Raw genomic sequence first — 17,620 nt, 5'->3', positions numbered from 1 at the left:
TCGCGCCTAGCTACAGTCGATGTGGTCGTTTCGACTCTCGGTACCGGGTACGAAACTCTGTGTAACAACACCGCGAATAGCCAGAAAGCCCCCGGGCGATGGGCTACTGCGACCCGCTGTGCGCTTCGCTCGTTCCGGTGCTTGCTTCGTCTCGAACGCCCAGCGCCCGGCCCGTCCACCCAGCCTGATTGGCCAACCGGCTACAGCGGGGCTTTCCGGCCGTCCAGGCGGTCAGTCACCCGTCCGGATAGGACCCGACAAACGGCGACCGGAAATCCGCGTCTAGTACCCCAGCGACTCCCGAACGAGTACCAGCGTCGTCCGGCCCTCCTCGGCTTCCTGCCGGTAGATGAGCTGTTTGCCTATCATGCTCCCCTGGCCGTAAGCCTCCTGTGCGCGGGCGTCTTCGAGCGGGTAGGCGACGTCCTCCAGTCGGTCCAGCGCGGCGTCGAGGTCGTCGACGATTTTGTTCGTCCCGGCGACCAGCAGCAGGTTCGCGGCGGCGAAGGGGTAGGCGCCGATTCGGCTGCCGGAGGCGTCGGCGGCGACGAGTTCGCCGGTGGCGGCGATGGCGTTGACCCCCCCGACGAAGTAGTCGCTGGCCTGTGCCTCGCGGCGGGCGCGCTGGCGCTTTGCGTCGTCGTCGATACCGTACACCTCGGCGTGGCGGTTCTCCCACTCGTGGTCGCCCTCCAGCAGGTGGTCCATGAAGCCGACCTCTTCGAGTGTCGTGGAGTGGCCGTCCATCACGCCGGCGCCGGCCGGGATGCGGGCTTTGAGTTCGTCTAACGCGGCGTCGGCGTCGTCGACGACGACCACGTCGAAGCCGCTCGCTTCGAGGTTCTCGACAGCGGCGTCGAGTTCGTCGTCCGTGGGGTGGCTGTCGAGCGACTCGTCGTAATCGACCGTCTCGGCGTATCCGTCCTTGTTCGAGGCCATGTCGGGACGGTCGAAGTCGTCGGTGAAAAGCGCTCGCGGACACCGCCGTCACCAGGTAACCCGGACGAAACTGCCGACAACGCGAACCGTTATATGAACATATGCTCATATGTCTATCCGATGGGAACGAACGAACCGCCCGACGCCCGGGGCTGCTGTGACCCGCTGGCTCACGGGGTGGACGACGACCGACTCGCCACAGACGTAGGACTGCTCTCCGGCGCCGCGAACGACACCCGGTACGAACTGCTGTTGTTGCTCTCGGCCGCCGAGGGCGCGGTCTGTGCCTGCGAACTCCCCGACGCCGTCGGCCTGAGCCAGAGCGCCGTGAGCCACGCGCTCTCGACGCTGTTCGACGCCGGCCTCGTCACGCGCGAGAAGGACGGCCGCTGGCGCTACTACGACCTGACGCCCGCCGCCGAGACGCTGCTGGAAACGATGGCGGCCCTGCACACCGATGACTGACACCACTACTCCGGCCGACGGCACCGACGACGACCAGCGACGCATCGTCCGCGAGCGCTACGCAGGTATCGCCGGCGACAGCGGGGGCTGCTGTGGCCCCGAGAGCGACGGCGACGACGGGAGCTGCTGTGACAGCGTGGCCACCGACGCGACTCGCGATGTCGACGCGACGGCCCGCCAGTTGGGCTACGACGACGACGCGCTCGACGCGGTCGACGGCGACGCGAACCTCGGCCTGGGCTGTGGCAACCCGGGGGCCATCGCCGCCCTCGACCCCGGCGAGACGGTGCTTGACCTCGGGTCGGGCGCCGGCTTCGACTGCTTTCTGGCGGCCGACGCCGTCGGCCCCGACGGCCGGGTCGTCGGCGTCGACATGACGCCCGAGATGGTCGAGAAAGCGCGGGCGAACGCGCGGGCGAACGACGCCAGCGACGTCGAGTTCCGCCTGGGGGAAATCGAACACCTGCCCGTCGCCGACGCGAGTGTCGACGTGGTCATCTCGAACTGCGTCGTCAACCTCTCGCCGGACAAGCCGCAGGTGTTCCGCGAGGCCTTCCGTGCGCTGCGCCCCGGCGGGCGCCTCGCTATCGCCGACGTGGTCCAGACCGCCCCGTTCCCGCCCGAGGTGACCCGCGACCCCGACTCGCTGTCGGCGTGTGTCGCCGGCGCGGCGACCGTCGACGCGCTCGAAACCGCGCTCGCCGCGGCCGGCTTCGAGGCAATCGACATTGCGCCGAAAGACGACAGCGACGCGTTCATCCGCGAGTGGGCCGACGAGTACGACCCGAGCGACTACCTCGTCTCCGCGACCATCGAGGCCCGGAAACCGGCCTGAGTCGACTGGGCGGTCGCCGGCCCGGGCCGAACACTCATGTGTCACGGCGACCCACTCCCACTATCGAATGTCGCGCCGCTACGACCACGCACGGGTCGCGGAGTACTGGCAGCACGTCTGGGAGCGCGAAGGGGTGTACGAGACGCCCGACGACGTAGCGAATCCGACGTACGTCCTGGGGATGTTCCCGTACACGTCGGGCTCGCTGCACATGGGGCACATCCGCAACTACGCCATCACGGACGCACACGCCCGCTACCGGCGGATGGCTGGCGACGACGTGCTCCATCCGATGGGGTGGGACGCCTTCGGCCTCCCCGCCGAGAACGCCGCCTACGAGCGCGACACGGACCCGGAGTCGTGGACCCGCGCCTGCATCGAGCGGATGCGCGACGACCTCGAAGAGATGGGCTTTGGATACGACTGGGCCCGCGAGATAACGACCTGCGACCCCGAGTACTACCGGTGGAACCAGTGGCTGTTCACCCGGTTTCTGGACAACGACCTCGTGGAGTACGACTCCGCGACGGTCAACTGGTGTCCCGACTGCGAGACCGTCCTCGCGGACGCGCAGGTCGAGACCGACGACTACGAGGGCGCCCACGCCCACGCGGCCGGCGGCGTCTGCTGGCGGTGCGGGACGCCCGTCGAGCGGCGCGACCTCGACCAGTGGTTCTTCACCATCACCGACTACGCCGACGAACTGTACGACGGGCTGGACGAGTTGGAGGGGTGGCCCGAGGGGGTCAGGGACAGCCAGCGAAACTGGATCGGCCGACAGGCGGGCGCCCGCGTCGCCTTCGACGTGGGCGAGCACGGCGCGGTGTCGGCCTTTACGACGCGACTCGACACCGTCTACGGCGCGACCTACCTCGCGCTGGCGCCGGGCCACGACCTCGTGTCCGACCTGGCCGAGACCGACGCGGACGTGGCGGCCTATCTGGAGGCGGTCGCGAGCACCGACGACGCCGGTCTCTCCGGCGTCGAGACGGCCGTGACCGCGACCCACCCCTTCACCGGCGAGGAGATACCGGTCTACGTCGCCGCCTACGTCTTAGACGACGTGGGCACCGGCGCGGTGATGGGCGTCCCCGGCCACAACGACCGGGACCACGCCTTCGCCGACGAGCACGACCTCCCCGTCGAGCAGGTCGTCGAACCCGTCGACGGCAGCCCGACGAACCTGCCCGACGACCCCTACACCGAGGACGGCATGCTGACCGACAGCGGCGAGTACGACGGGCTGGCGAGCACCGCCGCCCGCGACCGCCTGCTCGACCACGAGGCCGTCGAGGAAGCGACGACCTACCGGCTCCGGGACTGGCTCATCCCCCGCCAGCGCTACTGGGGGACGCCGATTCCAATCGTCCACTGCCCCGAGTGTGGGCCGGTTCCGGTCCCCGACGCGGACCTCCCCGTCGAACTGCCCGAGTACGTCCAGACGACCGGGAACCCGCTGGACGCCGCCGAGGAGTGGAAACACGTCGACTGCCCCGACTGCGGGGCCGACGCGGAACGGGAGACGGACACGATGGACACCTTCGTCGACTCCTCGTGGTACTTCCTGCGGTTCCTGAGTCCCCACTTCGAGGATGCCCCCTTCGAGCAGGAGACCGCCGACGAGTGGCTCCCGGTCGACGTCTACGTCGGCGGCGAGGAACACGCCGTCTTGCACTTGCTCTATCTCCGTTTCTTCACGCGGGCGCTCGCCGACCTGGGGCTGCTGGACCGGCGCGAGCCCGTCGAGCGACTCATCAACCAGGGGACGGTGCTGCACAGCGGCAAGAAGATGTCCAAATCGGCGGGCAACGCCGTTGCCCCCCACGAGTACGGCGCCGAGACGACCCGCCTGTTCGTCCTCTCGGCGGCCCACCCCGCCCAGGACTTCGAGTGGACGGTCAAGGACGTCTCGACGGCCTACGACTTCCAGCAGGACTGCTACGAACTGGTCAGCGAGTTCGCCGACCAGCGGTCGCGCCGGCGCCGCTCGCAGGCGGCCCGCGCCGTCCGCACCGAGAGCGAGCCCCACGACGCCTACCTCGAACGCGAAATCGACCGCACCATCGCCGCCGTCACCGAGGAGTACGACCGCTTCCGATTCCACCGCGTCGTGGGTGAACTCCAGCGGTTCGTCCGTCTCCTCCGGCGGTACGCGGAGTACGAACCGCCCTACCTGTTCGCCTACAGCCGCGGGCTGCGAGTCCTGACGACACTGCTCGCGCCCATCGCGCCCTACCTGGCCGAGGAGCTGTGGCACCTGCTGGAGGAAGACGGCCTGGTCGCCGAGGCCGACTGGCCCGAGTCGCTGCGGGACGTGGCCGACCACCGCATCGAGCGCGGGCTCGTCCGGACGACGCTGGCCGACGTGCGCGACATCACCGACGTGGTCGACATCGCCGACCCCGAGGCCATCGAGGTCGTCGTCGCCGCCGACTGGAAGTACGAGGCCTACCGTCTCGCGCAGGCGGCCGACCCCGACGACGCAATCGTCGGCGAGATTATGGGGACCGAGTCGATACAGCGACGGGGCGACGCCGCCGCCGAGTACGCCGCCGACCTCGCCGACAGGAGCACGGGACTTGCACCCATCGTCGACGGCGACCGCGAACTCGAAGTGTTACAGCAGGCCGCCTGGCTCTTCGAGGACGAGTTCGGCGCCGACGTGACCGTTCGGCGGGCGACCGAAGACGACGACCTGGCGGACAAAGCGAGGCCGAACAAGCCCGCCATCCACATCTCGTAGCGGGCGCGACGGACTGGCCCCACTGGTCGCCGGGCCGCTTCGAGGCACACGCCACGTTCGCCGCTGCGAGCGGCCCGACCTGTCCGGGGGCTCGCTACTCGATAGGGTAGCGGAGAATCGCTCCGACGCCGCCCTCGTCTTCGAGGCGGTCGTACCCGTCGGCGTCCGCGGGCACGACGACCAGGTCGCCGCCCTGTTCGACCGCCCGCTGCTCCAGCGGACGGAGCCGCTCTGCCGGTACCGACTCGGTGGCGAGGACGGTCTCGACGGCCTCGTATTCGAGCGCTTCCTCGGTGTCCTCCCGGCCGACGACCGCCGCCTCGCCGGCGTCGAGTTCGGCAAAGAGGTCCCCCAGGTGCTCCTCGATTGCCGCCCGCTCGGCCGCTTCGAGGCGGTCCTGTACCTTCGCCGCGAGCTGTTCGAGCCCGTCCGCGGAGGCCTCGCCCACGGAGACGGCGTCGCCCAGCACGCGCTGCTGTAACCGGTGGTCGAGATACCCCTGTTCGAGGAACTCCGTCGCGGTGACGCTGGAGCCACCGACAAAGAGTCCCTCGACGGGGTCGATATCGGGCTCGCCCGGCGTGGCGTCCTCGCGCGCGTCGTCGTCGGGGTCCTCGTCCAGGAAGGCGACTCCGGCCCGCCGGGCCACGTCCTCGAAGAACTCCCGCTGTCCCTGTTCGCGGTCGCCGAGTTCGCCGCTCGTCGGGGTGTCCGCCGCGGTGTCGCTCTGCAGTGTCGCCACTGTCTCGGCCCCCTCGCCGGCGGTCGTCCCGAGGGCCGCTTTCCCGTGTTCGACGACCAGCAGGCCGTAGCGCCCGGTGTCGGGCGAGACGGCGAGCGGGTCGGTGTCGAACTCGCTGTCGCGCTCGAAGGCGAACTCCGGGACGGGTTCCGCGAGGTCGTCGAAGGTGTAGACGACCTCGTCGCCGCCGACGACGCCCGCGTAGACCGCGAGTCCGTTCGCCGGCGTCTCGTCGTAGTCGTTGAGGACTCGCCGCACCGTCTCGAGCGCCGCCCGCGTCCCCTCGGTGGTCTCGTCGCGCTCGAGCTGCTCGGCGTCGGTGTGGGCTTCCTCGATTCGCTCGCGGGCCGCTTCGAGCGATAGCTCGGGCGGGACGGCGACCGAGAGGAGTCGCTGCTCGTCGGCCTCGACGTTCGATACCGTCTCCAGCAGGTCGCGGCGGGTCTCTGATGTCGACATCTCGAAGTGGTCGAAGGCTTTCGGCGTCGCGTGAGAGGGGCTTGTGCTTGCACACGCGTGGTCGCCCCGACCAGCCGTCGAGGGGCACCGGAACACTGTCCGCGCGGGACGTGGGCTGCTGGCGGACACAACCCCCAAATAGGCGGCCCGCGAGAGTCCCGGTATGACCGACCGCACGGCGGCCGTCACCCGCGAGACGGCCGAGACGGACATCGAGGTCACCCTCGACGTCGACGGCGACGGCGACTCGACCGTCGACACCGGTATCGGCTTCTTCGACCACATGCTCGACTCGTTCTCGACCCACGGCCTGTTCGACCTCACCGTCACCTGCGACGGGGACCTCGAAATCGACGACCACCACACCGTCGAGGACGTGGCTATCACGCTGGGTGAGGCCTTCACCGAGGCGCTCGGGGACAAGCGCGGCATCGTCCGCTTCGCCGACCGCAAGGTCCCGCTGGACGAGGCCGTCGCCAGCGTCGTCGTCGACATCTCCGGGCGCCCCTACTACGCGTTCTCCGGCGAGTTCTCCCAGGCCGAGGTCGGCGGGATGACCAGCGACATGGCGGCCCACTTCGGCCGCTCGCTGGCGACGAACGCGGGGCTGACCCTGCACTGCGGCGTCGAGGGCGAGAACGCCCACCACGAGATAGAGGCGCTGTTCAAGGGGCTCGCGCGGGCGCTGGACGACGCGACGCGTCTCGACGAGCGCCGCGGCGACGTGGCCAGCACCAAAGGCGAACTCTGACCGTCCGGCCCCGATTCACTCCGGCGGCACCGGTCCGGGCGTCTCGGTGCCCGCTTCCGTCCCCGGACTGTCCGAACCGCTACACCCCGCGATTGCCGCGGCGGCACCGACACCGAGCGACGCCAGTAGCCGCCGTCGCGCCGGTCTCGGCAGACGGGAGCCTCTTAAGCGAGCCTGCCGTTGATGTGTCCATGTTCGACGAGATTATGGAGAAGTTCGAGGACTCCCCGGGCCAGCAGGCCGTCATCCGACTGCTGCTCGAACGGGGGTTCTCGGTCAACGAGGAGGGGCGGGTGGTCTCGGGCGGCATCGAGATTCCCAACACCGGCATCGCCCGCGAGGTCGGCGTCGACCGTCGGGTCGTCAACGCCACGACCGACGCCATCCTCGCCGACGACGAACTGCGGCGCATCTTCCGCAACATCTCCGCCGTCCCGAGCCTGCTCGACCTCGCTCCCGTCCTCGACCTCTCCGCGGTCACCGTCTCCGTGCGGGCGGCCGACGAGTCCGGCATCGTCTCGCAGGTGACGGGGGCCATCGCCGACCGGGACATCTCCATCCGACAGGTGCTCTCCGAGGACCCGGAGTTCACCGACGACCCCGTGCTCTACGTCATCACCGACGAGGCGCTGCCGGGCGACCTCATCAACGAACTCCGGGAGATGGCCTTCGTCCGCACCATCGAACTGGCCTGATGTCCCACCCCGTCACCATCACCGTCGAGACGCCCGACGGCGAGACGCGGGAACTCACGGCCCCAGCGGGAAGTGTCCTCCGCGACGCCCTCCTCGATGCGGACCTGTCCCCGCACGGCCGCTACGCGCGCCGTCTCAACTGCGGCGGTAACGGGCTCTGTGCGACCTGCGGCGTCCGACTGGCCGACCCGCCCGAACCGGACCACTGGCACGACGACCTGGCCGACCGCTTTGGCTATCCGCGACTGTCCTGTCAGCTCCGGGTCCGGGAGGAGATGCGGGTCCGACTGCTGGACAAGCGGCTGTGGGGGCGTCGCGAGTCGGACACTCTCTGAGGCGGACGCAGTCTCTCGGCGAACGCGACGAGCGGCGATACCGCCACTCAGAAGTCGTCGGGTGAGAGCCGGGTCGGGCCGCTCGCGCCGTCCTCGGTCGGCTCGCCCCCGCTCGCGCCGTCGGTGTGCTCGGGCCCCGACGCGGACTCTCGGCCGCGGTGGGTGAGCGCCCGGGTCGACGCAGTCGGCGTCTCGCCGACCTGCGCGTCGGCGATGTCCTCGGCGTCGTCGAGGTCGGCCGACTCGTCGCTCCTGAGCCGGAACGTGTCGACGAGTTCGTGGAGGTCGTCGCCCACCTCGCTCAAGTGCTGGGCGCGGTGGGCGACCTGGTCCATCGAGTGGGTCTGTTCGTCGATACCGGCGGCTATCTCCTCGACGGTGGCGCTGACCTGCTCGGCCACCGCGGCGGTGTCGTCGGCGACGCCGCTGACCCGCTCGGCGTCGTGGGCCTGCGATTCGACCGCGTCGGCTATCTCGCCGATGCCGCGGTTCGTCCCGTCGATGTTGTCGCGGATGCGCTCCATGGTGTCGGCGCTCCCGTCGACGGCGTCGGCCCCGGTGCCCACGCGGCCGTTGGCGTCCTGGATGCTCTCGACCAGCCGCTCGGTCATCCCCTGGGCCTCGTCGATGATGTCGACGATGTCGTCGGCCGACTCCCGTGACTGCTCGGCGAGGTTCTTGACCTCGTTGGCGACGACGGCGAAGCCCTCGCCGCCGGTCTCCGCGCGGGCGGCCTCGATGTTGGCGTTCAGCGCGAGGATGTTGGTCTGGTCGGCGATGTCGCTTATCATCTCGACGATGTCGCCCACCGCCTGCATGTGTTGCTCCAGGTGGTCCATCTCCGCGGCGACGCCGTCGGCGGCGGTCGTGGCCTCGCGAATCTCCCCGAGGGCGTCGCGGACGTCCGCGACCCCCTCGTCGGTCAGCTCGGCGGCCTCCGACGACCGGGCGCTCATCTCCTGGGTGGAGGCGGTTATCTCCTCGATGGACGCCGAGAGGTCGTCGACGGTCGCCTCCGTGGTGGCGGTGTCCTCGGCCAGCGACGCCGCCCCGCGGGCCATCTCGTCGGCCGAGGCGTCTATCTCCTGGATGGAGGCGGTGACCTCCTCGCTGGCCGCGCTGAGCCCGTCGCTGGAGACGGCTATCTCCTCGGCCTGTGCGGTGAGCGTCTCGACGACGTGCGTGAAGTTGCCGACGACCTCGCGCAGGTCGGCGTTCATCGCGGTGAACTCCGCGTGGACGGTCTCCAACTCCTCGAACTCCGCCGCCGGCGGGTCGATGGCCGGGTCGATGGTCAGGTCGCCGGCGGCGAGTTTCGACAGCTTCGCCCGGAGGTCGACCAGCACCTCCCGCTGGTAGGTCTCCAGGGCTTCGGTCCGCTCGCGGCGCTCGATGCGGTCGCCGATGTCGCGGTCTATCTCGACGCTCCCGAGACACGTGCCGTCGTCGTCGAACACCGGCGTCACGGTCCGGCTGACGGGTATCTCACGGCCGCCGACGACGAACACCTCCTCGCGGTCGACGACCTCGGCGCCCTGCTGGATGGCCGTCTCCGCGACGGCGCTGACCTCGCTCCCGTCGTCGAGCAGCGACTCGGGGCGCTCGCCGACCGCCGCCGCCGCGTCGGTCCCGAACAGGTCACGGGCGTGGTCGTTCAACTGCGTCACGCGCCCCTCGGCGTCCGTGACCAGCGCCGGAAATCCCAGGCCGGGTAGCACCGGAACCGCCGCATCGGTCCGGTGCGCCTCGCGGTTCTCGTCGGCTTCGTTCACGTTGTCGCCCCCGCGTCCGTCGCTCTCGGCCGCGTTCTCACTCTGTCCAGCACCCACCGTGAGACTGTTCGCGATACCTGATAAGAGTCTCATAGCGGGATATCTCCGGTTGGGTGATATAAACTAGCACCCCCCGATTCTCCGCCGTGAGAACGACAAGGGCTATTCGGCCGCCGCCACTACGGGCGGGCGTGTCGGAGAGTTACCGGACCGTCGCCGAGCGCGCGTCGGCGAGTTTCGAGGTGCAGGGGTCGCAGTTCATCGGCCACGTCGCGCCCGTCGAGACCGTCGACGCGGCCGAGGCCTTCTGTGCGGAGAGACGCGCCGAGTACGCCGACGCGACCCACAACGTCCCCGCCTATCGGGTGCGGGCCTCGCCCGACCGGGAGTACGCCAGCGACGACGGCGAACCCAGCGGGAGCGCGGGCAAGCCGGCGCTGAACGTCCTCCAGCAACGGGACATCGAGAACGTCGCCGCCGTGGTCACTCGCTACTACGGCGGGACGAACCTCGGCGTCGGCGGACTGGCCCGGTCGTACTCGCGGGCCGTCAAGGAGGGCGTCGACGCCGCCGGGGTCGTCGAGTCGGTTCCCCACGAGCGGTTCTCGATAACCGTCGCATACGACGACTCGGGCAGCGTCCGGAGCCTGCTCGAGTCCGCCGACGTGGACTTTACTGCCGACTACGAGGCCGAGGTGACCTTCGCGGTCAGGGTGCCGACGGCCGAGGGCGGCGAGTTGCGGGACCGCGTCCGCAGCGCGACCAGCGGCCGGGCCGACATCGAGGGCCACCGCTGACCGTCGCCGTCCACACCGCCAACCGCACGTATCATGCTCCGGGCGAACACGTATTTCAGATGGAACGAAATAACGCCGCAGTATAGCGGTTTCCAGCAGAAGAGAGGGGGTTCGCGGGCGGACGAGTCGCCGAAGTGTCCGTCATAGACGGACCCACGTAAAATCCGTTTCGACTCGCGCCGTCGCCCGGGCGCTCGCTGTCGCCGTCGGTCGTGCCGGTTCGGCCCGCCGTCTCAACTCGTCCGGAACGCCCGGTCCCCGGCGTCGCCCAGCCCCGGCACGATGAAGCCCTCCTCGTTGAGTTCGTCGTCGATGGCGACGGTCAGCAGGTCGACCTCGGGGAACGACTCCGAGACCCGGACGATACCGGGCGGGGCCGCCACCGCCGAGAGGACGACGAGGTCGTCGGGGTCGGCGCCCTGCTCGGTGATATGCGAGAGCACGGCCGACATGGTCGACCCCGTCGCCAGCATCGGGTCGGCGACGATGACGGTGTCGTCGGGCGCGATGTCGGGGAGTTTCACGTAGTCGACGGAGATGGGGAACTCGCCGTCGTCGTCCATCCCCGCGGACTCGTCGCGACTCGCGGAGATGACGCCCTGGCGGGCCCGCGGGAACGCCTTCAACAGCCCCTCGACGAACGGTGTCGCCGCCCGGAGGACGTTGACGATGACCACGTCGTCCAGCCCGGTTACCCGCTCGCCCATCGTCGTGGTCAGGGGCGTCTCTATCTCGACGTACTCGGTCTCCATGCGCCCGTCGATTATCTCGTAGCCACAGATTCGCCCGAGTTTGACCAACCCCTTGCGGAACGCGACCTGTTCGGTGTCCCGCTCGCGGAGCCGCGAGAGCTCGTCTTTCGCGAGCGCGTGTGTGACCAGCCAGGCGTCACCGCGCTGTTCGAGTACCATAGGGTGGCAGTCGGCGGGCGGAGAGTAAACGCTGACGGGGACCCGTCACGCGGGTTCCGGGCTCCCGGCCGCGTCGGTGACGCCCTCGGACTGACGCCGGTTCTCGACCAGCAGGGCGGCAAAGAGCGCCAGCCCGAGCGCCCGCAGCCCCACGTCGAGCACCAGCGTCATCTCGCCGCCGCCGAGGCCGACGAGTCCGAGGACGTCGTAGGTCCCCGAGACGGCCAGACCGGGCGCCATCAGCAGCAGCGAACTCACGGCGAAGGCGGCCCGCCGGCTCCGGTCGACCGGCGCCGAGACGTAGCCGATGACGGTGGCCGCGAGCGCCACGACGCCGACGAACACCCCGACGACCGGAATCGCCACGTCGAAGACGACAAAGCCCGGGTCGGCGAAGTCGGCCAACTGGACGACGCGGTACTGCTCGCCCGGCGGGAGCGTGGCGGCGTTCGCCTTCGGGCGCAACAGGACGATACCCGGCGCGAGGACGAACGCGAAGGGGACGATGGCCTTGTTCAGCGACAGCGAGAACGCCTCGATGCCGGTCTGGAAGGCGTCCGATTTCGCCACCCCCGCCGCGGCGTAGGCCGCGACCGCCACCGGCGGTGTGATGTCGGCGATGACGCCGAAATAGAGGATAAAGAGGTGGGCCGCAAGCTCCGGGACGCCGAAGGCGATAAGCGCCGGCGCCAGCAGGGAGACGAGGATGATGTAGGTCACCGTCGTCGGCATCCCCATCCCGAGGATGATGGAGGCGACGGCGGTCACGAGCAAGAGCAAGACGAGCGAGCCGCCGGCCACGGCGCGGATGAGCGCGACGAGATTCGGCCCCAGCCCGGAGACGCTGATGACGCCGGGGATGATGCCCGCGGCCGCGACGGCGACGACGACCGGGACGGCGGTGCGAGCGCCACTCTCCATCGACTTCCCGAGGAACGTGCTCAGCCGGTAGAGCCCGTTGCCGGTCAGGGAGGGGCTGTCGACGGCCCTCGCGGTGCGCAGGGCCGCCTCGTCGACCGCGTCGTCGAAGTCGAGGACGTGCGCGTCGATGTAGGGGTGGGTGGCGAGCGTGAGCACGCCGGCCGCGATGGCGATACCGCCCAGCGAGCCGACCGTGGCAGCGAACGCCGCTTGCGGCGACTGGCCCCCCGGCCCCCCGCCCAGCAGCGCCCCGAGGATGCCCGCGCCGGCGAGGTACTGCGCGAGGAACGTGCCCGCGAACAGCGCCGCGAGCAGCCCCAGCAACCGCCCCCGCGTCTCGTCGCTGTAGGCCGCCACGAGCGTGATGAGCGCGCCGATGGCGATGAGCGTGAACCACGCCGAGCGGGCGACCGAGAGCCGTTCGACGAGCAGGTAGTACAACAGCAGGGCGATGGGGACCAGGTAGAACCAGCCGGTCCGGACGTGTTGGCGGAGGTCCACCAGTTCCGAGGGGTCGAGCCCACCGATGCGCTCTTTGGTCGCCTCGAAGTGGACCATCACCCAGACGCCGAAGAAGAAGACGATGGCGGGAATCGAGGCGGCGATGATGACGTTCGCAAAGGGCGTCGCCGTGTACTGGACGATGAGGAAGGCTGCGGCGCCCATCACCGGCGGGAGTATCTGCCCGCCGGAGGAGGCCGACGCCTCGACGCCGCCCGCGAACTCCGGGCGATAGCCCGACCGCTTCATCAGCGGGATGGTGAACGCGCCCGTCGTGACGGTGTTGGCGATAGACGACCCCGAGATGGTCCCCATGAACCCGCTGGCGAGGATGCTCGCCTTCGCGGGGCCGCCTCTCCGGGTCCCCGTCGCCCCGTACGCGAGGTCGATGAACCACTGGCCCGCCCCGGACATCTCCAGGAACGCGCCAAAGAGGATGAAGATGTAGATGAACTGCACCGAGACGGTGACCGGGATGCCGAAGACGCCGTTCTCGGTGTTGTACCAGAGGTTCTGGACGATGGAGTTCCACCCCAGTCGCGGGATGGAGAGGACGCCGACGTAGGCGGTCCCGCCCGGGATGAGGTAGCCGTAGCGGGCGTAGACCACGAAAGCCGCGACGATGAGCATCAGCGGTAGGCCGATGGCCCGTCGCGTCGCTTCGAGGACGAGCAACACGCCGAGGACGCCCAGGAGGAACGCGTAGGACACGTCGGCGAGCGGGCCGAGCAGCCCCGAGACGGGGGAGAGCAGCGGGACCATCTCCGGGAGCGTCCGGCCCGCCTCCAGGCCGAGCGCGCGCATCCGCTGTATCTCCGGGAAGTCGGTGATGAAGTACGACGCCGCGAGCACGGTGATAGCTGTGGCGACGGCGTCGAACGGCGTCACCCGGTCCATGTCGCGGTCGAGCGCGAGCCAGGCCAGCCCGCCGCCGAGGGCGTCGACGCCGCGGCTCACCGGGTGGTCCGGGCCGAAGCGGTCGCGCGTCCGGGTCCCGAGCCCGGCGAGGCGACGGGCCACCACGCCGTCGCCGGTCGACGTGGGGTACAGCAGGAAGGCGAGTACCAGGCCGAACGCGACGTGGACGGCGTTTATCTGGAGCAACTGGAGCGCCGCGAGCTGGACGCGGCCGATACCGGGCAGCGTCAGCGAGAGGACGAACCCTTTCGCGGCGAGCCACATCTGGAACAGCGAGAAGGAGATGCCGATGGCGGCGACGGCCACCGCGGCCGCGCCCTGCAGCGACCGCCGCCGCTCTATCTCCTGGAGCATCTCCTCGACGTCTTCGTCGGTCGATTCCTCCGGCGGGTCGTCGACGCTGTCTGTGTCGGTCATAGTGAGTCAACGGCGGCTGCGACGGCCGACCGGCGGTCGACGTAGACGTCGACCGACCGTTCGTCGGTCAGTTCGACGAGGTCGTAGCTTCGATTCCCCACGCGGAGCCGATGGCCGGCCACGTCGCCGGGCGCGACGGTGAGGCGCCGGTACTCCCCCGGCGGGTCGTAGACGAACTGGCCGCCCTCGCGGCTGACGTTCGCGCGACTCGGCAGCCCCCAGCCGTACGACTCGAAGGCCATCCGGGTGGCGACGAGGCGGTTCCCGTCGACGGTGTAGACGTCTCTGACCGGCGTCTTCTCGACGCTGTGGGTGTACGCGAGCGTGACCGTGGTCCCGTTCTCGACGGGCGTCCGGAGATACGTCTCGCCGGTCTCGGTGTCCGCGACGACGAGGGTGCGCCCGGTCGGCACTGCCGGTGCGACCGCGAGTACGACCAGTGCGACGGCGGCGACGGCGGCGGCGCGGTGGCGGGCCATGCGGGGCCCGCGTTCAGTTCCCCGTTCCGGTGCCGGTCCCGCCGCCGGCGCCGAAGTACGCCGCAGCGCCGGGGTGGAGTTCGATGGACATCCCGTCCTGGGCGCTGTCTTTCGTGATGAAGTCGGTCTTGATGGTGAGTTCGCCCGTGTTGTCGAAGATGGCCGCGGTCACCTCCTGGACCGTCGCGTCGTCCATCCCCGCCCGCGTGGCTATCATGGCCTGGACGGCCACCGTCTCGATGGCCTGGTCGACGCCGGTGTAGGTGCCCGCCGGGATGGTGTCGTCGGCGAACCACGACGCCGCGTCCTTCACGGCCTGGCGGTTCTGGCCCTCGATGGGGACCAGAACGACGTCGTTCGTGTTCGCGAGGTCCTCGATGGCGCCGACGGGCCAGCCGCCGACGACGAAGGCCGCGTCGATGTCGCCGTTGCGAAGCTGGTCGGCCGCCTGCGAGAAGGAGGCGTTCTGCTCGGTGAAGTCGCTGATACCCACCGCGTCCAGTATCTGGAGGGCGTTGACCTGCGTCCCCGACCCCAGGTCGCCCGTGTTGATGGTCGCGCCCGAGAGGTCGGACAGTTGCGTAATGTCGGTGCTACTTAGCGTGACGACCGTGATGGTCTCGGGGTACAGCGTCGCGACGCCCATCAGGCTCTCGACGGGGCTCCCCTCGAAGGCGTCGATGCCGGTGCCGTTCTTCGCGAAGGAAGCGATGTCGTTCTGGATGAGCGCGAAGTCGGCGTCCCCGCTCGCGAGGTTGCCCACGTTCTCGACGCTCGCGCCGGTGGACTGGACGTTCAGCGTGTAGTCGGTCTGTCCCTCGACGATGGTCTTGAACTCGTTCGAGAGCGGGAAGTAGGTCCCGCCGGTCCCCCCGGCGTGCCAGGAGAGCCGGGTCCCGCTTCCGCCGCTGTCTGAACCACCGTTTCCGCCACAACCTGCCAGCGCGGCGACGCCCGCGAGGCCGGTAAGCCGAAGTAACCGCCGCCGCGTCGTTCTGCGTGACATACACTCACAACCGACCAACGGGCGCAAAGTTACGAGCAGCTTTCCGGCGTTTGTGCGGCAGTAACACGCGCCTTCTGAGCGGCCGGTCGGGTCCGCGGTACCGACGCGGCCGCGAGCCGAACGCGGTCGGTCGCTCAGGCCGGCTGTTCGACGCCGAGTTCCTCCAGCAGCGTCCGGGCGGCCTCGGCCGAGGAGGGCGGGCCGCGCGCGGTCACGAGGTCGCCGTCGACGGTGACGCTCGTGTCCGAATCGAGTTCGGCGTCCCAGTCGCCGCCGGCGGCGATGACCTCGGCCTGGACCCAGTAGGGGAGTTTGCGGCCGTCGGGCATCCGGTCGTGCTCGTCGACGATGCCCTCCTCCCACTCGTTCGGGAAGCCGGTGACCGAGCGGCCCTCGACCAGGAAGCCGCCGTCGTTGCTCCGCGTGAACGCCAGAATCCCGACGGCGTGACAGACGACCAGCGCCTTCCCGGACTCGCCCTCGACGGCGTCACGGAGCAGTCGGCGGGCGTCGCTGTCCTGGTTGATGTCCCACTCGGTGCCGTGGCCGCCGGGGAAGACGACGGCGTCGTAGTCGGCCGCGTCGACGGCCGCCACTGGCGTCGGGTCGTTCAGGCGCTCGTCGTTCTCGTGGACCGACCGCACTTCGGCGGCCGTCTCCTCGCCGACCTCGTCGGGGTCGACGGAGCGCTCGTCCAGTACCGGCGGGTCCCCGCTCGGCGTCGCGACCTCGATGTCGAGGCCCGCGTCCGTGAGTGTCGTGAGCGGCTCGATGCATTCCTCGCCCCAGTAGCCTTCCTCGCTGACGACGAACAGTGCTGATGGCATCACCGGCGGATAGGTGGCCGAGACTGATAAGGGGAACAGACGCGGGCGGCCGACCCGTGTGTCATCCACGTGCACGCCACACGGCTTGCGGCGGGCGGAAACGCTTAACCAGTCCCAGTGTCAACTACCGAGCACACGGCAGCAACCGTCCGTGCACCTTCTACAATGGCAGATATCGAAGAGAGCGTCTCAGGATTCAAGACACACGGCGGCTGGGTCGACGTCGTCGAACACGGCGAGCGCATCACCCAGGCGCTTCAGGACCTCCTCGGCGACGAGGACGTCGAGGCCGACATCGACGACGAGGACCTCGAGGAGTTCGACGACTGGCGACCCAAGAGCCACGAACGGCTCGACGAGGACGTCAACGAGAAGACGGCCGAGCAGGCCAGCATCGACGAGGGGAAAGGGGAACAGGCCGGCAAGGACCCGGACGAGGACCTCCAGAAGGCCGGCGAGAAACTCACGGAGTCCTACGAGAACCTCGACGAACCGGACGAGGCCTTCGACAAGTGGGGCGAGTCCGTCGACTACGTCGCCCGCGCGGCCGACTCGGCCGGCCGAAAGGCGCTGCGGAAGGTCGAGGACACCGTCTACCGCAACGTGATGACACAGATTGCCCCCTACTACTTCGACAACCCGCTCGTCAGCGCGAACCTCCGGCGGGTCGGCGACAACGACCATCCCGAGTACGTCTTCGAGGTCAACGTCAACGACGACGACCTGAAGATGCGCGTCTCGAATCGGCTGGCCGACTACGACCAGGACGTGGACCGCTGGCACGTCGACACCGAGAAAGTGACCGAAGCGGTCGAGGCCGCCGAGGGCGTCGACGCCGTCGAACCGGGCGAGGAACGCGACCCCAAGACGAACTGAGCGCCCTCAACGACCCAGCCGCCGCAGCGCCGCGCCCTTCCACAGCAGTACGCCCGAGAGCGCAAGCAGCGGAAACAGGACGGCCTGCACCGCCAGGACGGCCGCCGGTTCGGTCCGCAGCGGCGAGTAGACGAACGCGCCCGCCGCCACCGCCAGCAGGAGGTGTATCGCGCGGTGGGTCGACCGCCGCCACAGGCGGCTCACGACCCGTCACCGCCGGTCGTTCCCACG

General features: G+C 69.6%; 17 protein-coding genes. 8 read left to right on the top strand and 9 right to left on the bottom strand.

The features are described 5' to 3' along the window. Window positions 1–282: 282 nt before the first annotated feature. Window positions 283–939 carry a lactate utilization protein gene (locus NDI86_RS10375; RefSeq protein WP_310900351.1) on the bottom strand — a complete coding sequence of 219 codons (657 nt, stop codon included), beginning with the start codon at window positions 937–939 and terminating at the stop codon, window positions 283–285. Window positions 940–1,059: 120 nt separating this feature from the next. Between NDI86_RS10375 and NDI86_RS10370 the strand changes: the two genes are divergently transcribed. The 3 genes from NDI86_RS10370 (at window position 1,060) to leuS (ending at window position 4,982) form a co-directional block, all read left to right on the top strand. Beyond that, window positions 1,060–1,404 carry an ArsR/SmtB family transcription factor gene (locus NDI86_RS10370; RefSeq protein WP_310900350.1) on the top strand — a complete coding sequence of 115 codons (345 nt, stop codon included), beginning with the start codon at window positions 1,060–1,062 and terminating at the stop codon, window positions 1,402–1,404. Then, the gene (gene arsM, locus NDI86_RS10365) at window positions 1,397–2,239 is read left to right on the top strand and encodes an arsenite methyltransferase (RefSeq protein ID WP_310900349.1); all 843 of its coding nucleotides are present in this window, start codon (window positions 1,397–1,399) and stop codon (window positions 2,237–2,239) included. The genes NDI86_RS10370 and arsM overlap by 8 nt, the downstream gene beginning before the upstream one ends. Window positions 2,240–2,306: 67 nt before the next feature. Further along, window positions 2,307–4,982: a leucine--tRNA ligase gene (leuS, locus tag NDI86_RS10360; protein WP_310900348.1), complete on the top strand. Its 2,676-nt coding sequence runs from the start codon at window positions 2,307–2,309 to the stop codon at window positions 4,980–4,982. A gap of 94 nt (window positions 4,983–5,076) precedes the next feature. On the opposite strand, the gene NDI86_RS10355 is transcribed toward leuS, so the two are convergent. Further along, the gene (locus NDI86_RS10355) at window positions 5,077–6,183 is read right to left on the bottom strand and encodes a peptide chain release factor 1 (RefSeq protein WP_310900347.1); all 1,107 of its coding nucleotides are present in this window, start codon (window positions 6,181–6,183) and stop codon (window positions 5,077–5,079) included. Between the two features lie 163 nt (window positions 6,184–6,346). On the opposite strand from NDI86_RS10355, the gene hisB reads away from it, so the two are divergent. The 3 genes from hisB (at window position 6,347) to NDI86_RS10340 (ending at window position 7,964) form a co-directional block, all read left to right on the top strand. Next, window positions 6,347–6,934: an imidazoleglycerol-phosphate dehydratase HisB gene (gene hisB / locus NDI86_RS10350; RefSeq protein ID WP_310900346.1), complete on the top strand. Its 588-nt coding sequence runs from the start codon at window positions 6,347–6,349 to the stop codon at window positions 6,932–6,934. Window positions 6,935–7,125: 191 nt separating this feature from the next. Beyond that, entirely contained in the window at window positions 7,126–7,629 is a 504-nt protein-coding gene (locus tag NDI86_RS10345; RefSeq protein ID WP_310900345.1) for an ACT domain-containing protein, read from the top strand. Then, on the top strand, window positions 7,629–7,964 hold the full coding sequence (locus NDI86_RS10340; RefSeq protein WP_310900344.1) for a 2Fe-2S iron-sulfur cluster-binding protein: 336 nt from the start codon (window positions 7,629–7,631) through the stop codon (window positions 7,962–7,964). Before NDI86_RS10345 ends, NDI86_RS10340 begins: the two co-directional genes overlap by 1 nt. Before the next feature lie 47 nt (window positions 7,965–8,011). Here the strand turns inward: NDI86_RS10340 and NDI86_RS10335 are convergent, their stop codons facing one another. Continuing rightward, on the bottom strand, window positions 8,012–9,829 hold the full coding sequence (locus NDI86_RS10335; protein ID WP_310900343.1) for a methyl-accepting chemotaxis protein: 1,818 nt from the start codon (window positions 9,827–9,829) through the stop codon (window positions 8,012–8,014). Window positions 9,830–9,927: 98 nt separating this feature from the next. On the opposite strand from NDI86_RS10335, the gene NDI86_RS10330 reads away from it, so the two are divergent. Next, window positions 9,928–10,533 carry an IMPACT family protein gene (locus tag NDI86_RS10330; RefSeq protein ID WP_310900342.1) on the top strand — a complete coding sequence of 202 codons (606 nt, stop codon included), beginning with the start codon at window positions 9,928–9,930 and terminating at the stop codon, window positions 10,531–10,533. Between the two features lie 233 nt (window positions 10,534–10,766). Here the strand turns inward: NDI86_RS10330 and upp are convergent, their stop codons facing one another. The 5 genes from upp to NDI86_RS10305 form a co-directional block, all read right to left on the bottom strand. Then, window positions 10,767–11,444: a uracil phosphoribosyltransferase gene (upp, locus tag NDI86_RS10325; protein ID WP_310900341.1), complete on the bottom strand. Its 678-nt coding sequence runs from the start codon at window positions 11,442–11,444 to the stop codon at window positions 10,767–10,769. A gap of 45 nt (window positions 11,445–11,489) precedes the next feature. Further along, window positions 11,490–14,201 carry a TRAP transporter permease gene (locus NDI86_RS10320; RefSeq protein ID WP_310900340.1) on the bottom strand — a complete coding sequence of 904 codons (2,712 nt, stop codon included), beginning with the start codon at window positions 14,199–14,201 and terminating at the stop codon, window positions 11,490–11,492. Continuing rightward, window positions 14,198–14,680: a DUF1850 domain-containing protein gene (locus tag NDI86_RS10315; RefSeq protein ID WP_310900339.1), complete on the bottom strand. Its 483-nt coding sequence runs from the start codon at window positions 14,678–14,680 to the stop codon at window positions 14,198–14,200. The genes NDI86_RS10320 and NDI86_RS10315 overlap by 4 nt, the downstream gene beginning before the upstream one ends. A gap of 13 nt (window positions 14,681–14,693) precedes the next feature. Next, a complete protein-coding gene (locus NDI86_RS10310; protein WP_310900338.1) occupies window positions 14,694–15,686 on the bottom strand; it encodes a TAXI family TRAP transporter solute-binding subunit in 993 nt (330 codons plus the stop codon). Window positions 15,687–15,820: 134 nt separating this feature from the next. Beyond that, complete coding sequence (locus tag NDI86_RS10305; RefSeq protein ID WP_310900337.1) at window positions 15,821–16,513, bottom strand: DJ-1/PfpI family protein; 693 nt, start codon at window positions 16,511–16,513, stop codon at window positions 15,821–15,823. Between the two features lie 165 nt (window positions 16,514–16,678). Between NDI86_RS10305 and NDI86_RS10300 the strand changes: the two genes are divergently transcribed. Further along, window positions 16,679–17,389: a DUF5828 family protein gene (locus NDI86_RS10300; protein WP_310900336.1), complete on the top strand. Its 711-nt coding sequence runs from the start codon at window positions 16,679–16,681 to the stop codon at window positions 17,387–17,389. Window positions 17,390–17,395: 6 nt separating this feature from the next. Here NDI86_RS10300 and NDI86_RS10295 read toward each other — a convergent pair whose 3' ends face one another. Beyond that, window positions 17,396–17,593 (bottom strand): hypothetical protein, encoded by a 198-nt coding sequence (locus NDI86_RS10295; RefSeq protein WP_310900335.1) that lies wholly within the window; start codon window positions 17,591–17,593, stop codon window positions 17,396–17,398. Between the last annotated feature and the right edge of the window lie 27 nt (window positions 17,594–17,620).

This window comes from Haloarcula onubensis, assembly GCF_031624605.1.
GTDB lineage: Archaea > Halobacteriota > Halobacteria > Halobacteriales > Haloarculaceae > Haloarcula > Haloarcula onubensis.
Note: the sequence above shows the minus strand (reverse complement) of the source record. Positions and strands in the feature narration are given on the sequence as shown.